Origin of the sequence: Azoarcus sp. PA01 (assembly GCA_001274695.2) — a bacterium.
In the GTDB taxonomy this organism is placed as follows: Bacteria; Pseudomonadota; Gammaproteobacteria; order Burkholderiales; family Rhodocyclaceae; genus Aromatoleum.
Genome location: LARU01000004.1, coordinates 791,546 through 808,008, shown reverse-complemented (window position 1 = coordinate 808,008; position 16,463 = coordinate 791,546). Strand labels below are relative to the sequence as shown.

Annotated in this window: 15 protein-coding genes; 13 read left to right on the top strand and 2 right to left on the bottom strand. The window is 64.6% G+C overall.

The window, feature by feature from the left end; all coding sequences use genetic code 11:
- Positions 1–201: 201 nt before the first annotated feature.
- The 6 genes from PA01_15885 (at position 202) to PA01_15865 (ending at position 8,904) form a co-directional block, all read left to right on the top strand.
- The gene (locus PA01_15885) at positions 202–2,823 is read left to right on the top strand and encodes a bifunctional aconitate hydratase 2/2-methylisocitrate dehydratase (GenBank protein KON79920.1); all 2,622 of its coding nucleotides are present in this window, start codon (positions 202–204) and stop codon (positions 2,821–2,823) included.
- A gap of 244 nt (positions 2,824–3,067) precedes the next feature.
- Positions 3,068–3,484, top strand: coding sequence for a VOC family protein (locus PA01_15880; protein ID KON79919.1), 417 nt, complete (start codon positions 3,068–3,070; stop codon positions 3,482–3,484).
- 91 nt (positions 3,485–3,575) lie between these two features.
- Positions 3,576–3,752, top strand: coding sequence for a hypothetical protein (locus tag PA01_19130; GenBank protein ID KAI5912351.1), 177 nt, complete (start codon positions 3,576–3,578; stop codon positions 3,750–3,752).
- 350 nt (positions 3,753–4,102) lie between these two features.
- Complete coding sequence (locus tag PA01_15875) at positions 4,103–5,887, top strand: N-acetylglutaminylglutamine amidotransferase (GenBank protein ID KON79918.1); 1,785 nt, start codon at positions 4,103–4,105, stop codon at positions 5,885–5,887.
- Positions 5,884–7,614 carry an N-acetylglutaminylglutamine synthetase gene (gene ngg / locus PA01_15870; protein KON79917.1) on the top strand — a complete coding sequence of 577 codons (1,731 nt, stop codon included), beginning with the start codon at positions 5,884–5,886 and terminating at the stop codon, positions 7,612–7,614. The genes PA01_15875 and ngg overlap by 4 nt, the downstream gene beginning before the upstream one ends.
- A gap of 15 nt (positions 7,615–7,629) precedes the next feature.
- A complete protein-coding gene (locus PA01_15865) occupies positions 7,630–8,904 on the top strand; it encodes an osmoprotectant NAGGN system M42 family peptidase (GenBank protein KON80397.2) in 1,275 nt (424 codons plus the stop codon).
- A gap of 10 nt (positions 8,905–8,914) precedes the next feature.
- Here PA01_15865 and PA01_15860 read toward each other — a convergent pair whose 3' ends face one another.
- Positions 8,915–9,478 (bottom strand): alpha/beta hydrolase, encoded by a 564-nt coding sequence (locus PA01_15860; protein KON79916.2) that lies wholly within the window; start codon positions 9,476–9,478, stop codon positions 8,915–8,917.
- A 147-nt stretch (positions 9,479–9,625) separates the two neighbouring features.
- Entirely contained in the window at positions 9,626–9,895 is a 270-nt protein-coding gene (locus PA01_15855) for a hypothetical protein (GenBank protein ID KON79915.1), read from the bottom strand.
- Between the two features lie 209 nt (positions 9,896–10,104).
- On the opposite strand from PA01_15855, the gene PA01_15850 reads away from it, so the two are divergent.
- The 7 genes from PA01_15850 (at position 10,105) to PA01_15820 (ending at position 16,430) form a co-directional block, all read left to right on the top strand.
- Positions 10,105–11,004: a helix-turn-helix transcriptional regulator gene (locus tag PA01_15850; protein ID KON79914.1), complete on the top strand. Its 900-nt coding sequence runs from the start codon at positions 10,105–10,107 to the stop codon at positions 11,002–11,004.
- Between the two features lie 428 nt (positions 11,005–11,432).
- Entirely contained in the window at positions 11,433–12,572 is a 1,140-nt protein-coding gene (gene bzdN, locus PA01_15845; GenBank protein ID KON79913.1) for a benzoyl-CoA reductase, bzd-type, subunit N, read from the top strand.
- A gap of 19 nt (positions 12,573–12,591) precedes the next feature.
- Positions 12,592–13,905 (top strand): benzoyl-CoA reductase, bzd-type, subunit O, encoded by a 1,314-nt coding sequence (gene bzdO, locus PA01_15840; protein KON80396.2) that lies wholly within the window; start codon positions 12,592–12,594, stop codon positions 13,903–13,905.
- Positions 13,906–13,937: 32 nt separating this feature from the next.
- A complete protein-coding gene (locus tag PA01_15835) occupies positions 13,938–14,747 on the top strand; it encodes an acyl-CoA dehydratase activase (protein KON79912.1) in 810 nt (269 codons plus the stop codon).
- 35 nt (positions 14,748–14,782) lie between these two features.
- Complete coding sequence (gene bzdQ / locus PA01_15830) at positions 14,783–15,700, top strand: benzoyl-CoA reductase, bzd-type, subunit Q (protein KON79911.1); 918 nt, start codon at positions 14,783–14,785, stop codon at positions 15,698–15,700.
- Between the two features lie 108 nt (positions 15,701–15,808).
- The gene (locus PA01_15825) at positions 15,809–16,093 is read left to right on the top strand and encodes a ferredoxin (GenBank protein ID KON79910.1); all 285 of its coding nucleotides are present in this window, start codon (positions 15,809–15,811) and stop codon (positions 16,091–16,093) included.
- A gap of 40 nt (positions 16,094–16,133) precedes the next feature.
- Positions 16,134–16,430, top strand: a complete 297-nt coding sequence (locus tag PA01_15820) for a hypothetical protein (protein ID KON79909.2) — start codon at positions 16,134–16,136, stop codon at positions 16,428–16,430.
- Positions 16,431–16,463 lie beyond the last annotated feature (33 nt).

The following is a 16,463-nucleotide window of genomic DNA, read 5'->3' as shown; positions in this document are numbered from 1 at the left end:
CTCGAAGCAATGACGACGTGATGAGAGCGACCGGACCCGGCCCGCAACCCGGGCGGGAAGAGTAGAATCCCGGCGCGGCAACGGGATGACCCGGATGCTGCATCGCACACCAGGTCTTATAAAAGACATATAATCACAGAGTCTCGTTCGGGTACGCACCCGGACGCCCTGCCACCGCCACGATATTGGAAGGAATCGCCCGTGCTTGAAGCCTACCGTGCCCATGTCGCCGAACGTGCCGCCCTCGGAATCCCGCCGCTGCCGCTGTCGAAGCAGCAGACCGAGGAACTGGTCGCGTTGCTGAAGAATCCCCCGAAGGGCGAGGAAGAGTTCCTCGTCGAGCTCCTGACCTACCGCGTGCCGGCGGGCGTCGACAATGCCGCGAAGATCAAGGCGGAATTCCTCGCCAAAGTGGCGAAGGGTGAGGAGACCTGTGCGCTGGTGTCCCGCACGAAGGCGACCGAACTGCTCGGCAGGATGCTCGGCGGCTTCAACATCAAGCCGCTGATCGACGTGCTCGCGAACTCGGAAAATGAGGCCGAAATCGGCGCGGTCGCCGCCGAAGGGTTGAAGAAGACGCTGCTGATGTTCGACTACTTCCACGACGTCAAGGAACTGGCCGAAAAGGGCAATGCCAACGCCCGTGCCGTGCTGCAGTCGTGGGCCGACGCCGAGTGGTTCACGAGCCGTCCGGAAGTGCCGGCGTCGCAGAAGCTGACCGTGTTCAAGGTCACCGGCGAAACCAACACCGACGACCTGTCGCCCGCGCCGGACGCCTGGTCGCGCCCCGACATCCCGCTGCACGCGCTGGCGATGCTGAAGAACCCGCGTCCGGGCATCACGCCGGAAGAATCGGGCGTGCGCGGCCCGGTGAAGTTCCTCGAAGAGCTGCGCGCGAAAGGCAACCTGGTCGCCTACGTCGGCGACGTGGTCGGCACCGGTTCCTCGCGCAAGTCGGCAACCAACTCGGTGCTGTGGTTCACCGGTGAGGACATCCCGTTCGTGCCGAACAAGCGTTTCGGCGGCGTGTGCCTCGGCTCCAAGATCGCTCCGATCTTCTTCAACACGATGGAAGACGCCGGCGCGCTGCCGATCGAGCTCGACTGCGGCCAGCTCGACATGGGCGACGAGATCGAACTGAAAGTCGACGCCGCCAGCGGCAAGGTCACCGCGCTGAAGAACGGCGCCGTGGTGTCCGAATCGCAACTCAAGACCCTCGTGATCCTCGACGAAGTGCGCGCCGGCGGCCGCATTCCGCTGATCATCGGCCGCGGCCTGACCGCCAAGGCGCGCGAAGCGCTGGGCCTGCCGCCCTCGACGCTGTTCCGCCTGCCGCAGGCTCCGGCCGATTCCGGCAAGGGCTTCTCGCTCGCGCAGAAAATGGTCGGCCGCGCCTGCGGTCTGCCGCTCATTGACGGCAATCAGCAGGGCATCCGCCCGGGCACCTACTGCGAACCGAAGATGACCACCGTCGGCAGCCAGGACACCACCGGCCCGATGACGCGCGACGAGCTGAAGGACCTCGCCTGCCTCGGCTTCTCCGCCGACCTGGTGATGCAGTCGTTCTGCCACACCGCGGCGTATCCGAAGCTCGTCGACGTCAAGATGCATCGCGAGCTGCCGAGCTTCATCTCGACGCGCGGCGGCGTGGCACTCCGTCCGGGCGACGGCGTGATCCACTCGTGGCTGAACCGCCTGCTGCTGCCCGACACGGTCGGCACCGGCGGCGACTCGCACACCCGCTTCCCGATCGGCATCTCCTTCCCGGCCGGCTCGGGCCTCGTGGCGTTTGCCGCCGCGACCGGCGTGATGCCGCTCGACATGCCGGAATCGGTGCTGGTGCGCTTCAAGGGCAAGCTGCAGCCGGGCGTCACGCTCCGCGACCTGGTCAACGCCATCCCGTACTACGCGATCAAGCAGGGCCTCTTGACCGTCGAGAAGAAAGGCAAGAAGAACATCTTCTCCGGCCGCGTGCTGGAAATCGAAGGCCTGCCCGAGCTGAAGGTCGAACAGGCGTTCGAACTGTCGGATGCCGCTGCCGAACGTTCGGCCGCCGCGTGCTCGGTGCACCTGGATAAAGAGCCGATCATCGAGTACATGCGCTCGAACATCACGCTGATGAAGTGGATGATCGCCAACGGCTATCAGGATGCGCGCACGCTGGGCCGCCGCATCAAGGCGATGGAAGCGTGGATCGCCGATCCGAAGCTGCTGAAAGCCGACGCCGACGCCGAGTACGCGGCGGTGATCGAGATCGATCTGGCCGACGTCACTGAGCCGATCGTCGCGTGCCCGAACGACCCGGACGACGTCAAGCTGCTCTCCGAAGTCGCCGGCGACAAGATCGACGAAGTGTTCATCGGCTCGTGCATGACCAACATCGGCCACTTCCGCGCCGCCGGCAAGGTGCTCGACGGCAAGAGCGACATCCCGACCCGCCTGTGGATCGCGCCGCCGACGAAGATGGACGCGATGATCCTCAACGAGGAAGGCTACTACGGCGTGCTCGGCAAGTCCGGCGCGCGCATGGAGATGCCGGGCTGCTCGCTGTGCATGGGCAACCAGGCGCAGATCCGCAAGGGCAGCACCGCGATGTCGACCTCGACGCGCAACTTCCCGAACCGCCTGGGCATCGACACGCGCGTCTATCTGGGCTCGGCGGAACTCGCCGCAGTGTGCGCGCTGATGGGCAAGATCCCGACGGTCGCGGAGTACATGTCGCAGGTGGAAGTGGTCAACGCGAAGGCGAAGGACATCTACCGCTACATGAACTTCGATCAGATCGAGGAGTTCAAGAGCGTGGCCGACACCGTCACGGTCTGAGGCCGGAAGCCGGGCCGCTCGGGTTCGGTTAACCGGTCGCTTCACCAAACGCCCCTGTCCGGGAAACCGGGCAGGGGCGTTCTGTTTGGTCTGATGCACCGTGCACGCCCGTTTCCGCCGGAGCGGCCGGTGCGCTCGAATGCGTGGCGCCGCTGGTGTACTACGATGAAAACCAGGCGACGGAAGTATCCGGCGCCGAGTCCGCCCCCGACAGTGAAACTCCGACTTGTCAAAGGAGCATGTGATGCTACTCAACCCCTATCTGACGTTCGATGGCCAGTGCGAGGCCGCTTTCCGCTTCTATGCCGACTGCCTTGGCGGCACCGTCACGGCGCTGGCCCGCTTCGGCGAAGCGCCCCAGTGCGACGAGGTGCTGACGCCGGAGCAGCGGGATCGGATCATGCATGCACGCCTGGCGGTCGGCGACCAGGTGCTGATGGGCTCGGACACGACTCCCGAGCACCCGTACGAAGGCATCCACGGCTGCGCGGTGTCGCTGAACGTCGATTCCGTCGCTGAAGCCGAACGCATCTTCACGACGCTGGCCGAAGGCGGTACGGTGCAGATGCGGCTGGCGCAGACGTTCTGGGCAGCGCGCTTCGGCATGTGCGTCGATCGCTTCGGCGTGCCGTGGATGATCAACTGCGAGCAGAACCAGTGAGGCATCGGTGAGGCGCGGAGCAATGTGCGGCGCCGGGGCCGCGCATCTTCCATAGCCGGCGCTCGCTTCGCGGCTTTGCCGCGACCATTCAATGAGCAACGACATCACGGTCGGCGAACCGTCGATGGTGCTGACTTTCATCGGCGTGAACATGCTCATCTCCCCCTGGTATCACGTCCCGGTCGCCGCATCGTTGACGATCGTCGCCGTGCCGATCGGATCGAACGTAATCGTCAGCCTGCAGGCGACCCGCCGGCCTTCGTCCTGACTTCCGTCTCGCGCCAGGCGCCGCCGCGCTGCGGGCCGAAAACCTGCAAGCCCTGCATTGATCGCGGTCGCATAAAATATTTGTGCAAAAGCAATTTGCTATAATGGTTTCCATTTTTGTGCCGTTGGCGCGCTGGAGCGCGGGCAACGTCCGCTCCGGCGCTTTGTCACAATCGAGCTCCGGTGCGATGGCGGAGATTGCGATCCGTGCTTCCCGACACGAGGTTTCGGCCGTGTGTTGCGAAGACCGGGACTGAATGGACTGCGTGACCCGGTGCTGTGCCTCCGATGGGTGCCTTCCGGCATCGGGACGGTGAGAGCCGATCCACGCGGACAAAGGAGGGGCAAGACATGTGCGGTATCGCAGGTGAAATCAGATTCGATGGACAGTCGCCCGACGTGGCGGCACTCGAGCGGATGAATGGGCGACAGCGCGTGCGCGGTCCCGACAGCGGCGGCGTGTTCGTCCAGGGCGCGCTCGGTTTTGGCCACCGCCGGCTGAAGATCATCGACCTGTCCGAATCGGCGCAGCAGCCGATGTTCGACCCGGCTCTCGGTCTGGGGATCGTCTTCAATGGAGCGATCTATAACCACGGCGCGCTGCGCCGCGAGCTCGAAGTTCTGGGTTACCGCTTCTACTCGACCGGCGACACGGAAGTCCTGCTGAAGGCCTACCACGCGTGGGGGCAGGATTTCGTGCAACGGCTCAACGGCATGTTCGCATTCGCGATCTGGGAGCGCGACAGCGGCCGCGTCGTGCTCGGTCGCGACCGGCTCGGCATCAAGCCGCTGTATTACAACGAACAGCCCGGCCTGCTGCGCTTCGCGTCGAGCCTGCCGGCGCTCGTTGCCGCCGGCGGCGTCGACACCACGGTCGATGCGGTGGCGTTGAACCACTACCTTTCGTTCCATGCGGTCGTGCCGGCGCCGCACACGATTCTCGCCGGCGTGCGCAAGCTGCCGCCCGCGACGCTGATGACGATCGATCCGGACGGGCGCCGCAGCGAACACAGCTACTGGTCGTTGGCCTACTCGCACGACCCGGGTGACGCGGCGCGCAGCTTCGAGGAATGGACGGAAATTCTGCTTGATGGCTTGCGAAGTGCGGTCGGGCGGCGCCTGGTTGCGGACGTACCGGTCGGCGCGCTGCTGTCGGGCGGCGTCGACTCGAGCCTGATCGTCGGGTTGATGGCGCAGGCCGGCGTGCAGGATCTGCGAACTTACAACGTCGGCTTCGAGGACGTCGGCGGGGAAAAGGGCAACGAGTTCGAATATGCCGACATCGTCGCCGAGCGTTTCGGCACGATCCACGAGCGCATCTTCGTGCCCGAGGCGCAACTGCTCGCGCGGTTGCCGGAAGCGGTCGCGGCGATGAGCGAGCCGATGGTGAGTCATGACTGCATCGGCTTTTTCCTGCTGTCGGAAGCGGTGTCCCGTCATTCGAAAGTCGTGCAGAGCGGGCAGGGGGCGGACGAAGTGTTCGGCGGCTACCACTGGTACCCGAAGCTCGCCGGCAGCGGCGACCCGGTCACCGATTACCTGGCGGCATTTCGTGACCGCGACCACGACGAGTATTGCCGCACCGTTGCCGCGGCGCATCGCGCCGACGATTGCAGCGCTGCGTTCGTCGCCGCCCACTTCGACCTGCCCGGCGCGATCGACCCGGTCGACAAGGCGCTGCGTCTCGACACCACCGTGATGCTCGTCGACGATCCGGTGAAACGCGTCGATAACATGACGATGGCGTTCGGTCTGGAAGCCCGCGTGCCTTTCCTCGACCATGAACTCGTCGAGCTGGCGGCGCGCATTCCCGCGCGGCACAAGCTCGCGCACGGCGGCAAGGGCGTGCTCAAGGAGGCCGCACGCCAGGTCATCCCCTCCGCGGTCATCGACCGGCCGAAAGGGTATTTTCCGGTGCCGGGCTTGAAATACCTGCAAGGCCAGGTGCTCGAGCGGGTGCGCGACGCATTGACGAACCGTGCGGCGCGGGAGCGCGGCCTGTTCCGCCGGGAATATGTCGACATGCTGCTCGCCGATCCGGGCGCGCACATCACCCCGCTGCGCGGCTCCAAACTGTGGCAGCTCGGGTTGCTCGAATGGTGGCTGCAGACCCACGTGACCGAGGGCACGCGATGATCCGCAAACAGCTTGTCCGGTCACTGCGAACCGGAAACCAGCCGCTGCACCTGCCCGTCGGTCAGCCCGAGGCCCAGGCGATGCCCGACAACGTCGTGATCGAGTGTGGCTGGGGGCGACTGCTGCCCGGCCAGACGTGGCGCGACCCGGCGCTGCTCGCGACGGAACTGCTGCAGGAGCGACCCGGGCAGCGCGACATCGCGTTCTACGTCGAGAAGCCGCACGTCGTGGTCGCGGCCGCGCCGCAGCAGCTCTTCGTCGATCCCTCCGAAGCGTTTCGCCTGTCGCTCGGCGGTTACCGCAGCGCCCGCCAGACGAGGCGGGGGTTCACGTTGCGACGCCTGCGCACGCGCGCCGACGTCGCCGCGATCAACGTGCTGTACCGCAGCCGCGGCATGGTGCCGGTCGATACGCAGCGCGTGTGGCGTGAGCGCGCGAGCCGGGCGATCACTTACGCGATGGCCGAAGACCGCACGAGCGGCGAGATCATCGGCGTCGCGATGGGACTGGACCATGTCGAAGCGTTCGCCGACGCGCAACACGGCGCGAGCCTGTGGGCGCTCGCCGTCGCCCCGCAAGCCGCCCATCCCGGCGTCGGCGAGTCGCTTGTGCGCTACCTCGCCGAACATTACCAGGCGCGCGGACGGATAAGCCTCGACGTGTCGGTGATGCATGACAACAGCCAGGCGATCGCGCTGTACGAAAAGCTCGGGTTCCAGCGCATCCCGGCATTCGCGGTGAAGCGGCGCAACGCGATCAACGAACCGCTGTTCACCGGCCCGGAAAACGGCGCGCAGGACCTCAATCCCTACGCCCGCCTGATCGTGACCGAGGCGCGCCGGCGCGGCATCCTCGTCGAAGTGCTCGACGCGGAAAACGGCTATTTCCGCCTCACGCTCGGCGGGCGCAGCATCGTCTGCCGCGAGTCGCTGTCGGAGCTGACCAGCGCGATCGCGATGAGCCGCTGCCAGGACAAACGGGTGACGCTGAAGCTGCTGCGCGACGCGGGGCTGCGGGTTCCGGCGCAGGCGGACGCGACGGATGCCGAAGCGAACGCGCGCTTCCTCGCCGAGCACCGTGCGGTCGTCGTCAAGCCCGTCGAAGGCGAACAGGGCAAAGGCATCAGCGTGGATCTGCGTTCGCCGGACGAGGTCGCGGCCGCGATCGAGCGCGCGCATCACTTTTGCGACCGCGTGATTCTCGAGCAGTATTGTGAAGGCGAGGACTTGCGCATCGTCGTCATCGACTTTCGCGTCGTCGCCGCGGCGGTGCGCCGTCCGCCGGTCGTCGTCGGGGACGGGCGTTCGACGGTGCTGGAGCTCATCGAGAAGCAAAGCCGGCGCCGCCAGGCTGCGACCGGCGGCGAGTCGAGCATCCCCGTCGACGAGGAGACCGTGCGCTGCCTGCGCATGCAGGGACACGGCCTCGAGGACGTGCTCGACCACGACGTGCAGCTCAGAGTGCGAAATACCGCGAACCTTCACACCGGCGGAACGATCCACGATGTCACGGGCGAGCTTCATCCGGCGCTGCGCGACGCGGCCGAAGCGGCGGCGCGGGCGCTCGACATCCCGGTCACGGGGCTGGATTTCCTGGTGCCGGCGGTCGATCGCGGCGACTACGTGATCATCGAGGCGAACGAGCGCCCGGGCCTGGCCAACCACGAGCCGCAGCCGACCGCGGAGCGCTTCATCGACCTGCTGTTCCCGCGCACCCGGGCCGCCTGAACCACGAAAGGAGGAATGATGATTCCGCTCGCCAACGCATTGCCGGAGATCGATTACGACTACCTCGAGGAGACGATGCTGCAGCTCCTCGCGATCCCGAGCCCGGTCGGGCTGACCGATGCGGTTGTGCGCTATACCGCCGCCCGGCTCGAGGCGCTCGGGATCGAATACGAGCTCACGCGGCGCGGCGCAATCCGCGCGACGCTGCGCGGTCGCGAGGCGCAGCCGGCGCGCGCGGTCGTCACGCACCTCGACACGCTGGGCGCGATGGTCCGGGAGATCAAGCCGAACGGACGGCTGGCGATCGCGCCGATCGGCCACTGGTCGGCGCGATTTGCCGAAGGTTCGCGCCTGACGGTGTTCACCGACCACTGCCAGCTGCGCGGCACCTGCCTGCCGCTGAAAACTTCGGGGCACGCCTTCGGCAGCGAGATCGACAGCCAGCCGGTCGGCTGGGACCACGTCGAAGTGCGGGTCGACGTGCCGGCAACGACGGCGCTGGAACTCGAACAGGCCGGCCTGCACGTCGGTGACTGGATCGCGTTCGATCCGCAGACCGAAGTCCTGCCCGGCGGCTACATCAACTCGCGCTATCTCGACGACAAGGCCGCGGTTGCGGCGCTGCTCGCCGCCTGCAAGGCGGTCGGCGACCACCGCCTGCCGCTTGCGGTCGACGTCCATCCGTTGTTCACAATCACCGAGGAAGTCGGCTCGGGCGCGTCCGCGGCGCTGCACGGCGAGATCGCGGAGATGGTCAGTCTCGACATCTCGATCGCCGCGCCGGGCCAGAACACGTCCGAGCATGCCGCGACGATCTGCGTGCAGGACATGTCGGGGCCGTTCGACTACCACCTCACGCACAAGCTGATCGCGCTCGCGCGCGAACACGGCATTCCCCACCGGCGCGACGTGTTCCGCTTCTACCGCTCGGATTCGGCCGCGGCGGTCGAGGCGGGCAACGACATTCGCACGGCGCTGATCGGCTTCGGCGGCGACGCGTCGCACGCGCAGGAACGCACGCACCGCGACGCGCTGGTCGCGCTGACGCGGCTCGTCGTCGCCTACATGACCAGCGAACCGGTGACGCGGCGCGACCGGTGCACGATGAGTTCGCTCGCGGGCTTCACCGAGCAGCTGCGGCCCGAAGACATGGTCGTGCCGTCGACGCCGCTGCCGGTGCCGGGCGAATTCCTCGAGGGCGGCCGGCAGGACGCCGCGGCGGACAACGGCGGCGAGGCACAGGATGGCGACCCGCTGCAATGCGAACCCGAAGGCGATCCGAAGACCTGATTCGCCGCTGCTACGGCAGCTCGTCGCCGTCGTGCAGGAAGTGTCCTGTCGCGAGGAAAGCTGCGACCTGACGCGCGCACGCTTTCGAGAACAGCATTTCGGAATGGGCGACGTGCAGTGTGAGCGAGTCGGTCGCCCCGGCGAGCTGCGTCTCGGCGACGGCGATGATGCCATCATTGGGTTTCGGCAGGCCGAACAGCAGCGGCCCCGTGCCGACGCCGCGATCACCGGCGATGACGCCGATTTCGACGTGCGCGGCGAGCGGCAGTGGGATTCCCCGCCAGTCCCGCATCGAGTGCCCGACGATCCGGGCGCATCCGGGAATCCCTGCCAGCATCGTGGCGCAATGCGATCCGCGACATGGTGTTCCCATCAGCACGACCCGGCCGCTGCGCGGCAGGTCCGGCTGCGCCAGCAGGTTCAATATCAGCAATCCTCCCAGGCTATGCCCGACGAGGTGCACGATTTCGGCGTCCCGGCCGGCGACGAAGTGCGCGAGCCGATCGGTGTTCGCGGCAAGGCCGCGACGCACTGACGGATAGGAAAAGGTTTCCACCCGAAAACCGCAGCGCATGAGCGCTCGCCGCAGAAAATGCAAGACGATCCCGTGCATCCATAACCCATGGACCAGGACGACGGTTTCGCCGCGCTGCAGGCGCGGGGGCTTTTCAGTTGGAGACAGGGTGACTCGCGTACCGCGGGAGTATTGCGGGCCTGCCAGTCAGTCCTGCCGATCGACCTCGAACATGTGGAGGACCGAATTGAACGCATCGGCGCTGACGCACGGGTCGTACCGCGAGAGGAGTTCGAGCTGGCGGACTTTCGTCGCCGACTGGGCGAGATCGATGATCAGCTGCCGCTCGGCGGCGATCTCGTCGCGCATGCGGCTGGTGACGAACAGGAACGGAATCGGGATGTAAAGATCATCCGGCCCCTGGGTGTGATAGCGAAGATTCGTGATGCGTGTCTCGTTGTCGGTATGTCTTTTCATTGTTGCGCCTTTTTGTTGACGTTCGGAGCACATCCAACTCTGCGAGTCCAATCGCCGAAAAGCGTTGATGTACCTTAAGAAATCTTGAAGACATACACGGGCGCGCACAATACCCATTTTCGCGCAATTGCCATAAGCGGTTGCAAAGATGCGAAAACAGTGCACTATAATGCATTAATATGAATCATCCTTCCGAACGGTGAACGCTCATGCACAGCGAAAACAGTGGCGAAAGACTGAAGCGGCCCGATTTGACGGTCGAAGAAAACGGCTATTTGCTGATGTTGGGAGAGCGTATACGCGAATTGCGTGCCCGGCGTGGGATGACGCGCAAAGCGCTGGCGCACCAATCGGGAGTGTCGGAACGCTACCTCGCCCAACTGGAAACCGGACACGGCAACATCTCGATCATCCTGCTGCGCCAGATCGCGCTGGGCATGGGTCTGCCGCTCGTCGACCTGGTGCGCGAAGAGCCGGAGCAACCGGCCGAGCTGACGCTGCTGGTGCAATACCTGAGCCGTTTTTCGCCGAAAAAACTGAACTGGGCGCGCGGGCTGCTCGAAAACGAACTCGAATCGTCCGGCAAGGCCGGTCGGCGTGAGCGCATCGCGCTGATCGGACTGCGCGGCGCCGGCAAGACGACGCTCGGTTCGCTGCTGGCGAAAAATCTCGAAGTGCCGTTCTTCGAGCTGGCGAAAACCATCGAGCAGGAAGCGGGGGCCGAGCTTTCGGAAATCTTTTCGCTCTACGGCCAAGGCGCCTACCGGCGCTACGAGCGACGCAGCCTCGAGTCGATCATCGAGAACAACGAGCGCTTCGTGCTCGTTCCCGGCGGAAGCATCGTCTCAGAGCCGGCGACGTTCGAATTCCTGCTGTCGTCGTGCTACACGGTGTGGCTCAAGGCGTCGCCCGAAGAACACATGGAGCGCGTCGTCGCACAGGGCGACTACCGGCCGATGAAGGACAGCCAGGAAGCGATGGACGACCTGCGCCGCATCATTGCAGGCCGGATCGCGATGTACAGCAAAGCCGACGCGATCGTCGAGACGTCGGGCAAGACCGTCGAGCAGAGCCTCGCTGCGCTGCGCGAAGTCGTCGTTTCGGCCTGAACGACCCACGGCCGGCACCGCTGGCCGTGCCGGCTGCCGTTCTCCGGCGGCCCCTTTCCACTGCCGCTCCCTCGCGCGCCGCCAAAATCTTCCCCCTCCCGCCTTCGGACGTGCCCCGGCGAGCCGAGGAATCTCCTGTTAGCGCTTCCTCCCTGCCAGCCGTTTCCGCAAGGGCTTCGGACTCTCCAGACAGGGCTGCCCGTTCCGTTCGGCCCGATTTATCTTGCTGCAATGCACAAAATTGCATGTCCGGAGAAAATGCCGAAGAAAAATGCACGAGAGTGCAGTTTTCCTGTGCCGCATTTGATCTATGTCAACAGCGGCTGCACTGGAGTGCGTAGTATGCGCAATCATGCAGGGCCGGAAAAATAATGCAGCAGCCGCGGGGTCGGTACAGGCGCCGCGGATAAATCAGAGGAGATAGTTTGATGAGCGATGGTTTGTTCGACCAGTTCAAGACCTGGTACGAGAAGCGCCACGATTATGCACGGGACTGGAAGGCGCGGACCGGTGGGCAAGTGGTTGCAACGATGTGTACCTACACTGCCGAGGAATTGCTGATCGCTGCCGGGATGCTGCCGGTGCGCGTGCTCGGTGCCCATGAGCCGCAGAACGTTACCGAGCCGCACATCTTCGGCATGTTCTGCCCGTTCTGCCGCGACTCGCTCGCCCAGGGCCTGCTCGGCCGCTTCGATTACGCCGAAGGCGTGACGCTGACCCAGTCGTGCATCCAGTATCGCCAGACCTTCGGTTCGTGGCGCCAGCATGTCCCGACGGTGAAGTGGGACTACTACGTGCCGATGCCCAACGAAGTTCAGTCGCAACATGCAAAGAAGGCTCATTACGAAGAGCTGCAGTCGTTCCGCGTGTTCCTGCAGACGCTGATCGGCAAGGAAATCACCGACGACATGCTGCGCGAATCGCTCGCCGTGGTCGATGAGAACCGCCGCCTGCTGCGCGAGCTCTTCGACTACCGCAAGGATGCGAATCCGAAGGTGACCGGCGTCGAAGCTGTCTATGCATCGCTGACCGCCCAGTTCATCGACAAGCGCGAGCACAACGAGATGCTGAAGAAAGTGCTCGCCGCGCTGCCGTCGCGCAAGGTCGAGCGCAAGACCGGTGCCCGTTTCATGACGATCGGTTCGGAAAACGACGATATCGCATTCATGGCGATGGTTGAATCCGTCGGCGCGACGATCGTCATCGACGACCAGTGCTCGGGTACCCGTTACTTCTGGAACGAGTCGAAGCCCGAAGCCGACGTCATCAAGGCGATTGCCGATCGTTACTGCGATCGTCCCGCCTGTCCGACGAAGGATTACCCGGTTCATACCCGTTACGACCACGTGCTCGGCCTGGCCAAAGACTACGACGTTCAGGGCGCGATCTTCCTGCAGCAGAAGTTCTGCGATCCGCACGAGGGCGACTACCCGGACCTGAAGCGTCACCTGGAGGCCAACGGCATCCCGACGCTGTTCCTGGAATTCGACATCACGAACCCGATCGGCCCCTTCCGCATCCGTATCGAGGCATTCCTCGAGACGCTGAGCGAAGAAGAGCTGTTCTGAACTGACTGCGGAGAGAACGATGAACGCAATGGCAAACAAGTATCCGACCGAGCAGCTCAAGCTGTGGGGCAAGGCCAAGCAGCTGCGCGAGCAGTATTACCAGAATTACGCGCGGGCGAAGGAAAAAGGCGGCATCCGCTGGTCCGGTTCGGCATGGGCGCTCGACGCGATCCCGGCCGGCCTCGGCGAGGACGTGTATTCGCTGACCGGCGAGCCGTACGCGGCAGCTGTCGCGCACGACCGCAAGTTCGCGAAGGAATGTATGGACGCTGCGGAAGCCTACGGCTTCGCCCGTGACCTGTGCTCCTACATGCGCATCTACTGGGGCGGCATGCATCTGAACAAGTACGCGTTCGGCGGCGAGTTCCCGAAGCCGGACTTCGTGTTCCAGACGCAGATCTGCTGCTCGCACTCGAAGTGGTACCAGCACGTCGCGAAGGAAGAGAAAGTTCCCGAGTTCTACCTCGACGTCGGGGTCGGCCCGTATCGCGACATGACTGATGCGCGCCTCGACTATGTCGCGAACCAGCTGCACGACGGCATCGAGTTCGTCGAGAAGGCGAGCGGGCGCAAGTTCGATGACGAGCTGTTCATCAAGGCGGTCAAGAACGAGATGCGTTCGACCAGCCGCTGGGCCGACATCTGCGCGCTGAACAAGGTCAAGCCCGCGCCGCTCGACGAGAAGACGATGTATTCGCTGTACGTGCTCTGCACGCTGCAGAAGTCGTCGCAGTGGTGCGCCGACTTCATGGACGAGCTGTACGAGGAAGTGAAGGATCGTGTTGCCCGTGGTATCGCCGCCGTGCCGAACGAGTCCGTGCGCCTGATGACGGACACGCAGCCGCCCTGGTCGTTCCTGAAGATCTTCCGCTACCTCGAGACCTATGGTGCGGTGTCGATCGGTTCGCTCTACACCTTCGCGCTCGAAGGCATCTGGGAAGACAAGCCGGACGGTTCGTGGGGTGGTCGCACGCTGCCGTGGGAGAAGGGCATCGAGATCAACGATCGCGCGACGGCGGTGCGTCTGTATGCCGACTGGAACCTGTCGAAGCCGCAGTGGCAGCACTTCTACGATCCGCGCATCAAGAGCGAAATGATGCTGCGCATCATCAAGGAATGGCAGGTCGACGGCGTGATGCTGCACCTGAACCGCGGCTGCGAAGGCCTGTCGATCGGCATCATGGAAAACCGCCTCGCGATCGCTCAGGCCGGCGTCCCGGTGATGACGTTCGAAGGCAACATGGGCGACGAGCGCGAGTTCGACGAAGTCCGCACCCAGGCCCGTGTCGATGCGTTCATGGAACAGCTCGGCATGCGTCGGCAGGCCGCCTGAGCGAATACTGGAACCCAAGGAGGATACAAAGAATGATTACCGCAGGAATCGACATGGGCTCGCGCAGCGTCAAGGTGGTGCTGCTCGAAGAGATCAAGGTGGATGGCGCGCCGCAGCTGAACTATTCGGTCAAGAAAGCGCACCTGATGATGCCGGGCGACATCGACGCCGACCAGGCCGCCGAGAAAGCTTTCACCGAAGCGCTGGCTGCCGCCGGCGTGTCGCGTGACCAGGTGAAATCGGTGTTCGCGACCGGAGCCGGGCGCAAGCAGGTCGAATTCGCGACCGAAGGCGTCACCGAGATGACGGCCGGGGCGCGCGGCGCGGTGTACATGTACCCGCAGGCGCGCACCGTGGTCGACGTCGGTGCCGAGGAAGGCCGCGGCATCAAGACCGACTCGGACGGCAAGGCGATCGACTTTGCCGGCAACGAGAAGTGCGCCGCCGGCGCGGGCTCGTTCGCCGAAGCGATGAGCCGCGCGCTGCAGCTTTCCCTCAAGGAATTCGGCGAAGCGAGCCTGCGCTCGGACAAGTCGATCCCGATGAACGCGCAATGCACGGTGTTCGCCGAGTCCGAAGTGGTGTCGCTGATCCACTCCTCGACGCCGAAGGAAGACATCGCCAAGGCGGTGCTCGATGCGGTGGCGAGCCGGGTGTGCGCGATGGTGCGGCGCGTCGGCATCGAAGGCAACGTCGTGCTGATCGGCGGCATGGTGCACAACCCCGGTTTCGTCCAGTCGCTCAAGACCGCGATGGACGTCGATCAGGTGCTGCTGCCGGACCTGCCCGAGTTCGTCAGCGCCTTGGGTTGCGCGCTGATTGCGGCCGAGCGCCAGCACTGAAACCGCCAAACGACACGGATAAAGGAGCGATCAAAATGAATGCAGAAGTTGCTGCGGCATCGGTGGCAGAAGCGGCCCCCGAGAAGAAGGAATTCTGGCGTTGGCAGGAAAACACCGTCTGGGACGAGAACAAGGACTGGCGCGACGCGAAGATCATCACCTGCGGCATCGACGTCGGGTCGGTGTCCTCGCAGGCGGTGCTGGTCTGTGACGGCGAGCTGTACGGCTACAACAGCATGCGCACCGGCAACAACTCGCCGGACTCGGCCAAGAATGCGCTGCAGGGCATCATGGACAAGATCGGCATGAAGCTCGAGGACATCAACTACGTCGTCGGCACCGGCTACGGCCGGGTGAACGTGCCGTTCGCCCACAAGGCGATCACCGAGATCGCGTGCCACGCTCGCGGCGCCAACTACATGGGCGGCAACAAGGTGCGCACGATTCTCGACATGGGCGGCCAGGACTGCAAGGCGATCCACTGCGACGAGAAAGGCAAGGTCACGAACTTCCTGATGAACGACAAGTGCGCGGCCGGTACCGGGCGCGGCATGGAAGTCATCTCCGACCTGATGCAGATCCCGATCGCCGAACTGGGCCCGCGCTCGTTCGACGTCGATGTCGAACCGGAAGCGGTGTCGTCGATCTGCGTCGTGTTCGCCAAGTCCGAAGCGCTCGGTCTGTTGAAAGCCGGCTACACCAAGAACAAGGTGATCGCGGCCTACTGCCAGGCGATGGCCGAGCGCGTCGTGAGCTTGCTCGAGCGCATCGGCGTCGAGGAAGGCTTCTTCATCACCGGCGGCATCGCGAAGAACCCCGGTGTCGTCAAGCGCATCGAGCGCATCCTCGGCATCAAGCAGGTCGAGACCAAGATCGACAGCCAGATCGCCGGCGCGCTGGGCGCAGCGCTGTTCGGCTACACGCTGATGCAGAAGCAGGCGAAAGCGGCCTGAAGTCGGGGCTGACGCAGCGCCGGCCGTCTCGGGAAACGCCGCAATTGAATGCGGCGGTTTTCCCGGACGGCCGGCCGCCTACGACATAATCCACAGGAGAGAACGGACATGATCGCGAACTACGGCTACAAGGACGGTTCCGGCGAGTATTACATCAGCATCGATACCGACAAGTGCATCGACTGTGCGGCTGACCGGGCCTGCCTGACCGCGTGCCCGAAGAATATGTTCGAAATCATCACCGATGATTACGACGACGAAGTGGCATGGGTGAAGAAGGAATGCACGCGTACGCTCGCTTACAGCTGCACCGAATGCAAGCCGGCCGGTGGCTACACCAGCCTGCCCTGTACCACCGCCTGTACTCCGGGCGCGATCAAGCATTCCTGGTAGGCCGGACGAGATGAAAGGCGTGACGACGGAGGGTTCTGCGGTGAACGTGAAGAAGATGATCCCGATCAAGCTTGCTTCGGCGAATGAAGAAGAGGAAATCGAAGACCGTCTGTTGCGCCAGGGTTGGAAGCGGCTGACGACGATCGGCGAACCGCGGTTGTCGGAGATCGCCGAGGCTTATCGCGGTATGGGTTTCGAGGTGCACGTCGAGACTTACAAGAGCGAAGGCGACGGCTGCAACACCTGCCTCGACGCCGACCAGGAAATGGGCAAGATCATCGGCACGGTGTACACGCGCCGCGCGGCTGTGCCGCAGAAGGATGACGAGTTGTTCTGAAGGGCGTGCGACGCGCGTCCCGCGCGAAGCCGC